The following is a 12,281-nucleotide window of genomic DNA, read 5'->3' on the forward strand; positions in this document are numbered from 1 at the left end:
GAAAATCTTTGATTAAGATTTGACTAAGCACTACTAAAAAGGGCATCATTTGATGCCCTTTTTCTGCGCTGTACAAAAGAGCATTCTGACTTTGCGCTTAGAATGGCTTTTAAGCAAAGAATTTTACGTTTAAGATGATGGTCTTATACGTTTATCAGTTGCAATGTTACCTAAACCGTAAACTTGCAACGTGAAGGAAGTATCCCTGCGCATGCGGGGTAGTTGTCGTATATATTAAGACTTATCACAGGTTGGTTTTATGAAAGCAAATAATGCTGAAACTCCTGAAAGCTCGAGCGCAGTTGGTACAATCAAATGGATTGTTGTATTCGTTTTGCTTGCTGCCGCAGTTGTAGGAAATTACCTGTATGGTGACATGTCTGTGGCCATTCGCGCTGCAGGTGTAGTTGTGCTTATTGCTGCCGCATTAGGTGTGGCTGCAACAACGTCAAAAGGTAAAGTAGCGATCAGTTTTGCACGCGAAGCCCGTATGGAAATTCGCAAAGTCGTTTGGCCTACTCGCCAAGAAACGATGCAAACGACGTTGATCGTATTAGCTGTAAGTATTGTAATGGCTCTAGCGTTATGGGGCATTGACGGCATCATGGTTCGTCTTGTTTCTTTCGCAACAGGAGTTTGAGGGTTTTAATTCATGAGTGAAGCTCCAAAAAAACGTTGGTATGTAGTTCAAGCATTTTCAGGCTTTGAAGGTCGTGTAGCTCAATCGCTACGTGAGCATATTAAAATGCACAACATGGAAGAACTATTTGGCGAAGTGCTAGTACCTACTGAAGAAGTAGTGGAAATGCGTGCAGGGCAACGTCGTAAAAGCGAACGTAAATTCTTCCCTGGTTACGTATTGGTACAAATGATCATGAACGATGAATCATGGCACCTAGTTCGTAGTATTCCTCGTGTAATGGGCTTCATTGGTGGTACCTCTGATCGTCCAGCACCGATTACGGACAAAGAAGCTGACGCTATCTTGAATAGACTCGAGAAAGCCAGCGAAGCTCCACGTCCTAAAACCATGTTTGAAGCAGGCGAAGTGGTTCGTGTTAACGAAGGTCCATTTGCTGACTTCAACGGTACGGTTGAAGAAGTGGATTATGAGAAAAGCCGCTTGAAAGTGTCTGTTTCAATCTTTGGGCGTGCGACTCCAGTCGAGCTCGAATTTGGTCAAGTAGAAAAACTTGATTAAAAAAACATCTTTTTAGGCTTGTTTAAGGCGCGAAATCTGATTATAATTTCGCGCCTTTTTACAGGTCTTAATGACAAACCGGGGAGCTGATCTGAACGATTGGCGTATGAACCCAAAACTTAGGAATTATCATGGCTAAGAAAGTTGAAGCTTATATCAAGCTGCAAGTTGCTGCTGGTATGGCGAACCCAAGTCCACCAGTTGGTCCTGCTCTAGGTCAACACGGTGTTAACATCATGGAATTCTGTAAAGCGTTCAACGCAAAAACAGAATCTATCGAGAAAGGTCTACCGACTCCAGTTGTTATCACTGTATACAACGACCGTTCTTTCACATTCGTAACTAAGACTCCACCTGCGGCTGTTCTTCTGAAGAAAGCGGCTGGCGTTAAGTCTGGTTCAGGTCGTCCAAACACTGAAAAAGTGGGTACTGTTACTGACGCTCAAGTCCAAGAAATCGCAGAAACTAAAGCTGCAGATATGACTGGTGCTGACATCGAAGCGATGAAGCGTTCTATCGCAGGTACTGCTCGTTCAATGGGCCTAGTGGTAGAGGGTTAATATCATGGCAAAACTAACTAAGCGCATGCGCGTAATCCGCGAAAAAGTTGACGTAACTAAAGAATATGAAATCAACGAAGCTGTTGCTCTTCTTCAAGAACTAGCAACGGCAAAATTCGTTGAGTCTGTAGACGTTGCAGTAAACCTAGGTATCGATGCACGTAAATCTGACCAAAACGTTCGTGGTGCAACTGTACTACCACACGGTACTGGTCGTGACATCCGTGTTGCAGTATTCACTCAAGGTGCTAACGCTGAAGCAGCTAAAGAAGCTGGCGCAGATATCGTTGGTATGGAAGATCTTGCTGAGCAAGTGAAAAAGGGTGAAATGAACTTTGACGTTGTTGTTGCTTCTCCAGATGCAATGCGCGTTGTTGGTCAACTAGGTACTATTCTTGGTCCACGCGGCCTAATGCCAAACCCTAAAGTTGGTACTGTAACTCCTAACGTTGCTGAAGCAGTTAAGAACGCTAAAGCTGGTCAGGTTCGTTACCGTAACGACAAAAACGGCATTGTTCACACTACAATCGGTAAAGCAAACTTCTCTGCTGAGCAAATCCAAGAGAACTTAGAAGCACTTCTTATTGCTATTAAGAAAGCTAAGCCGTCTTCAGCGAAAGGTACTTTCCTGAAGAAAATCAGCATCTCTACAACAATGGGTGCTGGTGTAGCTGTTGATCAAGCTAGCTTGAACACTCAAGCATAATGATTTGCTTAGGCGCAGAATTGGTGTATAATCCTGCGCCTAATATTTGTGGTTGGGGCTGAAATAAGTTCAAATATGAACACTATGACAGTCTCCGTCCTAGACCGTAGGTGCCGAAATTTTCTATAAAGTTTTAGCTTAATTATCCTACGTAGATGGTGCCCGAACTGACAGAAAGCTTTATTGATGTGGTTTCACAATTATATCATTTATCTTTCTTCTGGGAATGCACCTCAATAACTCTCACTGTTGTTTGAAATAGTGAGTGGTGTAACGACAACCAGGAGTAAATCCAAGATGGCTTTAAATCTTCAAGACAAAAAAGCAATTGTTGCTGAAGTCAACGAAGCAGCCAGTGGTGCACTTTCTGCAGTTGTAGCTGACTCTCGTGGCGTTGAAGTAGGCGCGATGACTTCTCTACGTAAACAAGCTCGTGAAGCGGGTGTTTACGTAAAAGTTGTTCGTAATACTTTGGCACGTCGTGCGGTTCAGGGAACAGACTATGAGTGTCTAGCTGACACTTTCACAGGTCCTACTCTGATTGCATTCTCTAACGAGCACCCAGGTGCTGCAGCGCGTCTTTTCAAAGACTTCGCTAAAGAGAATAACGACTTCGAGATCAAAGCTGCTGCATTTGAAGGCGCAGTTACTGACGCTGAAGTACTAGCGACTCTACCAACTTACGACGAAGCAATTGCACGCCTAATGATGTGCATGAAAGAAGCTTCTGCAGGTAAGCTGGCACGTACTATCGCTGCTATTCGCGATCAGAAGCAAGAAGCTGCGGCTTAAGCCTTGCTTTTTACTGGTTGCAAAATAAACTAATTGTTGACTTAAAAGAGAATTGTTATGTCTATTACTAACGAGCAAATCCTAGACGCAGTTGCAGAAATGTCTGTAATGCAAGTTGTTGAACTAATTGAAGCAATGGAAGAAAAATTCGGCGTATCTGCTGCTGCAGCTGTAGTAGCTGGCGGCGCAGCTGCAGGCGAAGCTGCTGCTGAGCAAACTGAATTTGACGTAATCCTAACTGCTGCTGGCGGTAACAAAGTACAAGTTATCAAAGCAGTACGTGGTGCTACAGGTCTAGGCCTTAAAGAAGCTAAAGCTCTAGTTGACGGCGCTCCTGCACCTCTAAAAGAAGGCATCGAGAAAGCTGAAGCTGAAGCTCTTAAAGCTCAACTAGAAGAGGCTGGTGCTTCTGTTGAAATTAAGTAATTTTTATTTAATTTCATAGCCGTAAGGCTAATGGCTGGTGGTTTACTGACCACCGGCCTTTTTGCGCTGTAGGGTATAGGCGAATTTTCCCGCTGTTTAAGCGTCTGTACTCGTGCAAAGCACGTTATTTCTCACAAGGAATGTAACGTTACTACAGTAAACAGCTGTTAGTCACTGCCCCATTTTTTAATGTATTGGGCAGTTTGGGTCACTTATCAGCGAGCTGAGGAACCCCATGGTTTACTCTTATACCGAGAAAAAGCGCATCCGTAAGGACTTTGGTACTCGTCCACAAGTTTTGGACATTCCATACCTGCTATCGATACAGCTCGATTCGTTCGACAAATTTATCGAACAGGATCCAGAAGGGCAATACGGCCTTGAAGCCGCGTTCCGTTCTGTCTTTCCTATTCAGAGCTATAATGGCAATTCAGAGCTGCAATACGTTAGCTACCGTCTTGGTGAGCCAGTTTTTGATGTTAAAGAATGTCAAATTCGCGGCGTAACTTATTCAAAACCACTGCGCGTTAAATTGCGTCTAGTGATCTTTGATAAAGACGCGCCAGCAGGTACCGTCAAAGATATTAAAGAACAAGAAGTCTACATGGGTGAAATTCCACTCATGACTGACAATGGTACCTTCGTAATCAATGGTACCGAGAGGGTTATCGTATCCCAGCTGCACCGAAGCCCAGGCGTGTTCTTCGACAGCGATAAGGGTAAGACCCACTCATCAGGAAAAGTTTTATATAACGCACGTGTGATTCCTTACCGTGGCTCATGGTTAGACTTTGAGTTCGACCCTAAGGATAACTTATACGTACGTATTGACCGTCGTCGTAAACTGCCTGCGTCAATCATCTTGCGCGCACTAGGCAAGACAACGGAAGAAATCTTGGATCTGTTCTTCGAAAAAGTAAACTTCGAAGTGAAAGACCAAACGCTTCTTATGGAACTTGTTCCAGATCGTCTACGTGGTGAAACGGCGTCATTTGATATTGAAGCAAATGGCAAGACCTACGTTGAAACTGGTCGCCGCGTGACGGCACGTCACATTCGTCAACTTGAAAAAGATGGCGTTGAGCACATTGAAGTACCTGTTGAGTATATCGTTGGCAAAGTCTCTTCTAAAGACTATGTGAATGAAGCAACGGGCGAGCTAATTGTGTCGGCAAACCAAGAGCTTAGCCTAGAAATGCTAGCGAACCTATCGCAAGCAGGCCACAAAGCGCTTGAAGTACTGTTTACCAACGATCTCGATCACGGCCCATTTATCTCAGATACCCTACGCATTGATAGCACGGTTGATCGTATTTCTGCGCTAGTAGAAATTTACCGCATGATGCGCCCGGGTGAGCCACCAACGAAAGAAGCGGCAGAAGCCCTATTCGAAAGCTTGTTCTTCTCAGAAGAGCGCTACGATCTTTCTACGGTTGGCCGTATGAAATTCAACAGCTCAATCGAGCGTGAAGAAGACGATGCGGATCGCGGTACATTAGATGAGACTGACATCATTGAAGTGATGAAGAAGCTTATCTCTATCCGTAACGGTGTGGGTGAAGTCGACGATATCGACCACCTTGGTAACCGTCGTATCCGTTCTGTCGGTGAAATGGCTGAGAACCAATTCCGTGTTGGTCTTGTTCGTGTTGAGCGCGCTGTTAAAGAGCGTTTAAGCCTTGGCGATCTTGATGCCATCATGCCTCAAGACCTGATCAACGCGAAGCCAATTTCAGCTGCAGTGAAAGAATTCTTTGGTTCTTCACAGCTTTCTCAATTTATGGACCAAAACAACCCTCTATCAGAAGTGACGCACAAGCGTCGTATTTCTGCATTGGGTCCAGGCGGTCTAACTCGTGAGCGTGCTGGTTTTGAAGTCCGTGACGTTCACGTAACTCACTACGGTCGTCTATGTCCGATCGAAACGCCTGAAGGTCCAAACATCGGTCTTATCAACTCACTATCAGCGTTCGCTCGTTGTAACGAATTTGGTTTCCTAGAAACGCCATACCGTAAAGTAGTAGATGGTGTTGTTACCGATGACGTAGATTACCTCTCTGCGATTCAAGAAGGTCAATTTGTTATTGCTCAGGCAAACACAGTATTGACTGAAGAAGGCACATTCGCTGATGAGCTGATCACTGCTCGTCAAAAAGGTGAATCTGGTCTTCACCCACGTGAACACGTTGACTATATGGACGTTGCAACCAACCAGGTTGTATCGATCGCAGCGTCGCTTATCCCATTCCTAGAGCACGATGATGCGAACCGTGCATTGATGGGGGCGAACATGCAACGTCAGGCGGTTCCAACATTACGCGCTGATAAGCCACTCGTTGGTACTGGTATTGAGCGTAATATCGCGGTTGACTCTGGTGTAACTGCTGTTGCCAAACGTGGTGGTACTATCCAGTCTGTGGATGCATCTCGTATCGTTGTTAAAGTGAACGAAGGTGAATTGATTCCTGGTGAAGCGGGCATCGATATCTACAACCTAACTAAGTACACACGTTCTAACCAAAACACATGTATCAACCAGCGTCCAACTGTGATGCCAGGTGAAACTGTGGCTCGTGGTGACGTACTAGCTGATGGTCCTTCTACTGACTTAGGTGAACTTGCTCTTGGTCAGAACATGCGTATCGCGTTCATGCCTTGGAACGGTTACAACTTTGAGGATTCCATCTTAGTTTCTGAGCGTGTTGTTCAAGAAGATCGTTTCACGACTATCCACATTCAAGAACTGTCTTGTGTGGCTCGTGATACTAAGCTTGGTTCTGAAGAGATCACAGCTGATATTCCAAACGTTGGTGAATCTGCGCTTTCTAAGCTAGATGAGTCAGGTATCGTTTATATCGGTGCAGAAGTGAAGGGTGGTGACATCCTAGTAGGTAAAGTGACACCTAAAGGTGAAACTCAGCTTACTCCTGAAGAAAAACTTCTACGTGCCATCTTCGGTGAAAAAGCCTCTGACGTTAAAGATACTTCTTTACGTGTACCAAACTCTGTTTCCGGTACCATCATCGACGTACAAGTCTTTACTCGCGATGGCGTAGAAAAAGACAAGCGTGCTCTAGAAATTGAGCAGATGCAGCTTAAAGAAGCGAAGAAAGACTTAACTGAAGAGTTCCAAATCCTAGAAGGTGGTCTGCTTGCTCGTGTTAAAGCAGTGCTTCTTTCTGGTGGTTTCAGCGAAGGTCAGCTTCAATCTATCGATCGTAAGAAGTGGCTAGAGCAGTCTCTAGAAGACGATGCGCTTCAATCACAGCTAGAGCAACTTGCTGAGCAGTGGGACGAGCTAAAAGCTGATTTCGATAAGAAGTTCGAAACCAAGCGTCGTAAGATCACTCAAGGTGATGACTTAGCGCCTGGCGTACTGAAGATCGTTAAGGTTTACCTAGCGGTTAAACGTCGTATTCAGCCTGGTGATAAGATGGCGGGTCGCCATGGTAACAAAGGTGTAATCTCTAAGATTAACCCTGTTGAAGACATGCCTTACGATGAAACAGGTCAACCTGTCGATATCGTACTGAACCCACTGGGTGTACCGTCTCGTATGAACATCGGTCAGATCCTTGAGGTTCACTTAGGTTTGGCTGCGAAAGGCATTGGTGACAAGATCAACCAAATGGTCAAAGAGCAGCAAGAACTGGCTAAGTTCCGCGAGTTCCTACAGAAGGTGTACGACTTAGGTAACACTCGTCAAACCGTGGATATTGCTTCATTGTCTGATGATGAAGTGCGCACTCTGGTTAACAACTTACGTGGCGGTCTACCAATTGCGACACCAGTCTTCGACGGTGCGTCTGAGAAATCCATCAAAGATCTTCTTAGCCTTGCAGACCTACCAGAATCAGGTCAGCTAACATTGTTTGATGGCCGTACAGGTGATGCATTTGAGCGTCCTGTCACTGTCGGTTACATGTACATGCTGAAACTGAACCACCTAGTTGACGACAAGATGCACGCTCGTTCAACTGGTTCGTACAGTCTGGTTACTCAGCAGCCACTTGGTGGTAAAGCTCAGTTCGGTGGTCAGCGTTTCGGTGAGATGGAAGTATGGGCACTAGAAGCATACGGTGCTGCATATACGCTACAAGAAATGCTAACGGTTAAGTCAGATGACGTTAACGGTCGTACTAAGATGTATAAGAACATCGTAGACGGTAACCACAGTATGGAACCTGGTATGCCTGAATCGTTCAACGTATTGTTGAAAGAGATCCGCTCACTAGGTATCAATATTGAGCTAGAAGACGAAGAATAATCCCTTTTTTCTTAAAAAGCGATTATCTGGTAGAAAGGCGCTCGCCGAGCGCCTTTAAACTCCTTACAGGAGCTGAATGTGAAAGACTTATTAAACTTTCTAAAAGCACAGCATAAGACTGAAGAATTTGATGCAATCAAAATCGGTCTTTCTTCACCTGATATGATCCGTTCATGGTCATTCGGTGAGGTGAAAAAACCTGAAACGATCAACTATCGTACGTTCAAGCCAGAGCGCGATGGTCTGTTCTGTGCGCGTATTTTCGGTCCAGTAAAAGACTACGAGTGTCTTTGCGGAAAATACAAGCGTCTGAAACACCGTGGTGTTATCTGTGAGAAGTGTGGCGTTGAAGTTACACAAACTAAAGTTCGTCGTGACCGTATGGGCCACATCGAACTGGCTTCACCAGTAGCTCATATCTGGTTCCTAAAATCACTGCCGTCTCGCATCGGTCTATTAATGGATATCCCTCTACGTGATATCGAGCGCGTACTTTACTTCGAAATGTACGTCGTGACTGAGCCAGGCATGACAGATCTAGAAAAAGGTCAAATGCTGACCGAAGAAGAGTACCTAGATCGTCTGGAAGAGTGGGGTGATGAATTCACTGCTAAGATGGGTGCGGAAGCAATCAAAGATTTGCTTTCAACAATGGACCTAAATCAAGAAGCAGAAGAAATGCGCGAAGAGCTAGAGTCAACCAGCTCTGAAACTAAGCGTAAGAAAATCACTAAGCGTCTGAAGCTAGTAGAAGCGTTTATCCAATCTGGTAACAACCCAGAGTGGATGATCCTAACGGTTCTTCCTGTTCTGCCGCCAGATCTACGTCCGTTGGTACCACTAGATGGTGGCCGTTTTGCGACGTCTGATCTTAACGACCTATACCGTCGTGTTATCAACCGTAACAACCGTTTGAAGCGTCTTCTAGAGCTAGCAGCTCCGGACATCATCGTACGTAACGAAAAGCGTATGTTGCAAGAGTCTGTTGATGCGCTACTTGATAACGGTCGTCGTGGTCGTGCTATCACAGGTTCTAATAAACGTCCTCTGAAATCTCTTGCAGATATGATCAAGGGTAAACAAGGTCGTTTCCGTCAGAACCTTCTTGGTAAGCGTGTTGACTACTCAGGTCGTTCTGTAATCACAGTAGGTCCATACTTGCGCCTACATCAGTGTGGTCTTCCTAAGAAGATGGCACTTGAGCTATTCAAACCATTTATCTACAGCAAGCTAGAAACTCGTGGCATGGCGACGACAATCAAAGCGGCTAAGAAAATGGTTGAGCGCGAAGAAGCGGTAGTTTGGGATATCTTAGATGAAGTTATCCGTGAACACCCAGTTCTATTGAACCGTGCACCAACACTTCACCGTTTGGGTATCCAAGCGTTTGAACCTGTTCTTATCGAAGGTAAAGCGATTCAATTGCACCCACTAGTGTGTGCGGCATATAACGCGGACTTCGATGGAGACCAAATGGCGGTTCACGTGCCTCTAACTCTAGAAGCACAGCTTGAAGCTCGTACATTGATGATGTCGACAAACAACATCCTGTCGCCAGCATCTGGTGATCCTATCATCGTACCTTCTCAGGACGTGGTATTGGGTCTGTACTACATGACGCGTGAAAAAATCAACGTAAAAGGTGAAGGCATGTACCTTGCTGGCCCAGGTGAGGCAGAAAAGGCATACCGCACTAAGAGCGCTGAGTTGCACGCACGTGTTAAAGTTCGTATTACTGAAACCATCAAAGATGATGACGGTATTAGCGTAACGGAAACCAAGCTTGTTGATACGACTATCGGTCGTGCCATGCTATGGCAAATCGTACCATCAGGTCTTCCATTTGCTCTCGTAAACCAAAAGCTTGGTAAGAAGCAGATCTCGACATTGCTGAACGAGGCATACCGTAAGCTTGGTCTGAAAGACACGGTTATCTTCGCTGACCAAATCATGTATACCGGTTTTGCATACGCAGCACTATCTGGCGTATCGGTTGGTATCGACGATATGGTGGTACCAGATGCGAAATACACTGAAATTTCAGAAGCTGAAGAAGAAGTTCGCGAGATTCAAGAACAGTTCCAATCTGGTCTTGTAACTGCGGGTGAGCGCTACAACAAAGTGATCGATATTTGGGCATCGACCAACGATCGCGTAGCGAAAGCCATGATGGACAACCTATCTTCTGAAACGGTTGTGAACCGTGACGGTGAAGATGAGCAACAAGAGTCGTTCAACAGCATCTACATGATGGCGGACTCGGGCGCTCGTGGTTCTGCTGCACAGATTCGTCAGCTAGCGGGTATGCGTGGTCTGATGGCTCGTCCAGATGGCTCCATCATCGAAACGCCTATCACAGCGAACTTTAAAGAAGGTCTAAACGTACTTCAGTACTTTATCTCAACCCACGGTGCTCGTAAGGGTCTAGCCGATACGGCACTTAAGACGGCGAACTCCGGTTACTTGACTCGTCGTCTAGTAGACGTTGCGCAAGACGTTGTGGTTACTGAGCACGATTGTGGCACTCATGAAGGTGTCGATATGATGCCTCACATCGAAGGTGGTGACGTTAAAGTTCCACTGACTGAGCTTGCTCTAGGTCGTGTTGTTGCTGAAGACGTACTAAAACCAGGTACAGACGAAGTTCTGATCCCACGTAATACTCTTATTGATGAGAAGTGGTGTCAGATTATGGAAGAAAACTCAGTTGACAGCATGAAAGTACGTTCTGTTGTTACCTGTGATTCTGACTTCGGTTGTTGCGCACAATGTTATGGTCGTGACCTTGCTCGTGGTCACCTAGTGAACCAAGGTGAAGCAGTGGGCGTTATCGCTGCACAATCTATCGGTGAGCCGGGTACACAGCTAACCATGCGTACCTTCCACATCGGTGGTGCGGCATCTACTGCTGCTGCAGAGAACAGCATTCAAGCGAAGACAACAGGTACTGTTAAGCTTCACAATGCTAAGTTTGTTATCAACAAAGATAAGAAACTGGTTATCACTTCTCGTGCATCAGAAATGACTATCATTGATGAGTTTGGTCGTACCAAAGAGAAGCACAAACTGCCTTACGGCTCTATCTTGAGCAAAGGTGATAACGATACGGTTGACGCTGGCGAAACAGTGGCTAACTGGGAAGCGCACACCATGCCAATCATCACTGAAGTGGCAGGTCGTATCCAGTTCGTTGACATGATTGATGGCGTAACGGTTTCTCGTCAGACTGATGATCTAACTGGTCTATCTTCAAGCGAAGTGACTGAAGCGGCGGCGCGTCCGGCAGCAGGTAAAGATATGCGTCCAGCTATCAAACTTGTTGATGCGGCGGGTAAAGATGTGATGATCCCTGGTACTGATATGCCAGCGCATTACTTCCTACCAGGCAAAGCGATCGTTAACATCGAAGATGGTGCAGAAGTCGGCATCGGTGACACGCTAGCGCGTATTCCACAAAAATCTGGTGGTAACAAAGATATCACTGGTGGTCTACCTCGCGTTGCAGACCTATTTGAAGCTCGTAAGCCTAAAGAGCCTGCAATTCTTGCGGAGCACACAGGTACGGTTTCATTTGGTAAAGAGACTAAAGGTAAGCGCCGTCTAATCATCACCCGTGAAGGTGGAGATACTTACGAAGAAATGATTCCTAAGCATCGCCAGCTAAACGTATTTGAAGGTGAGAAGATCGAACGTGGTGACGTTATCGCAGATGGTCCAGAGACTCCGCATGATATTCTGCGTTTACGTGGTATTCATGCAGTGACTCAGTACATTGCTAACGAAGTGCAAGAAGTTTACCGCCTACAAGGGGTTAAAATTAACGACAAGCACATCGAAACGATTGTTCGTCAAATGCTTCGTAAGTGTACTATCACTCATGCTGGTGACTCTGAGTTCTTGGCAGGTGAGCAAGTAGAATACTCACAAGTTAAGATCGCTAACCGCACACTTGAAGCTGAAGGCAAAGAGCCAGCACGTTTCGAGCGTGAAATCCTAGGTATCACTAAAGCATCGCTTGCAACTGAGTCGTTCATTTCTGCGGCTTCGTTCCAAGAAACCACTCGTGTACTAACGGAAGCGGCGGTATCTGGTAAACGTGATGACCTACGCGGCTTGAAAGAGAACGTTATCGTTGGTCGTCTGATCCCAGCGGGTACTGGTTTTGCGTATCACCAAGATCGTCAGTCTAAGCGTGATGAACCGCAAGGGCCATCAGCTGAACAAGCGACAGACAACCTAGCGGCACTGCTTAACGCTGGTTTCTCTTCAGGTGAATAAACCATAGCGAATCGCTAAAATGATGAAAGGCACCCTTGGGTGCCTTTTTTA

At 45.7% G+C, this 12,281-nt stretch carries 8 protein-coding genes; all 8 read left to right on the forward strand.

All coding sequences use genetic code 11. From position 1 onward, the window contains the following. The first annotated feature begins 259 nt into the window (after positions 1-259). The 8 genes from secE to rpoC all read left to right on the forward strand — a co-directional run bounded on the left by secE (position 260) and on the right by rpoC (position 12,230). The gene (gene secE, locus M9194_RS21320; RefSeq protein WP_250614726.1) at positions 260-640 is read left to right on the forward strand and encodes a preprotein translocase subunit SecE; all 381 of its coding nucleotides are present in this window, start codon (positions 260-262) and stop codon (positions 638-640) included. A 12-nt stretch (positions 641-652) separates the two neighbouring features. Further along, entirely contained in the window at positions 653-1,201 is a 549-nt protein-coding gene (gene nusG, locus M9194_RS21325; RefSeq protein ID WP_237363708.1) for a transcription termination/antitermination protein NusG, read from the forward strand. A 131-nt stretch (positions 1,202-1,332) separates the two neighbouring features. After that, complete coding sequence (rplK, locus tag M9194_RS21330) at positions 1,333-1,761, forward strand: 50S ribosomal protein L11 (protein ID WP_112460208.1); 429 nt, start codon at positions 1,333-1,335, stop codon at positions 1,759-1,761. Positions 1,762-1,765: 4 nt separating this feature from the next. Next, positions 1,766-2,467 carry a 50S ribosomal protein L1 gene (gene rplA, locus M9194_RS21335; RefSeq protein WP_250614727.1) on the forward strand — a complete coding sequence of 234 codons (702 nt, stop codon included), beginning with the start codon at positions 1,766-1,768 and terminating at the stop codon, positions 2,465-2,467. A gap of 297 nt (positions 2,468-2,764) precedes the next feature. Beyond that, positions 2,765-3,259: a 50S ribosomal protein L10 gene (gene rplJ, locus M9194_RS21340; RefSeq protein WP_250614728.1), complete on the forward strand. Its 495-nt coding sequence runs from the start codon at positions 2,765-2,767 to the stop codon at positions 3,257-3,259. A 57-nt stretch (positions 3,260-3,316) separates the two neighbouring features. Next, positions 3,317-3,685 (forward strand): 50S ribosomal protein L7/L12, encoded by a 369-nt coding sequence (gene rplL / locus M9194_RS21345; protein WP_250614729.1) that lies wholly within the window; start codon positions 3,317-3,319, stop codon positions 3,683-3,685. Between the two features lie 235 nt (positions 3,686-3,920). After that, positions 3,921-7,952 carry a DNA-directed RNA polymerase subunit beta gene (gene rpoB / locus M9194_RS21350; protein ID WP_250614730.1) on the forward strand — a complete coding sequence of 1,344 codons (4,032 nt, stop codon included), beginning with the start codon at positions 3,921-3,923 and terminating at the stop codon, positions 7,950-7,952. Between the two features lie 78 nt (positions 7,953-8,030). Continuing rightward, positions 8,031-12,230 (forward strand): DNA-directed RNA polymerase subunit beta', encoded by a 4,200-nt coding sequence (gene rpoC / locus M9194_RS21355; protein WP_250614731.1) that lies wholly within the window; start codon positions 8,031-8,033, stop codon positions 12,228-12,230. Positions 12,231-12,281 lie beyond the last annotated feature (51 nt).

Origin of the sequence: Vibrio sinus (assembly GCF_023634645.1) — a bacterium.
Lineage (GTDB): Bacteria > Pseudomonadota > Gammaproteobacteria > Enterobacterales > Vibrionaceae > Vibrio > Vibrio sinus.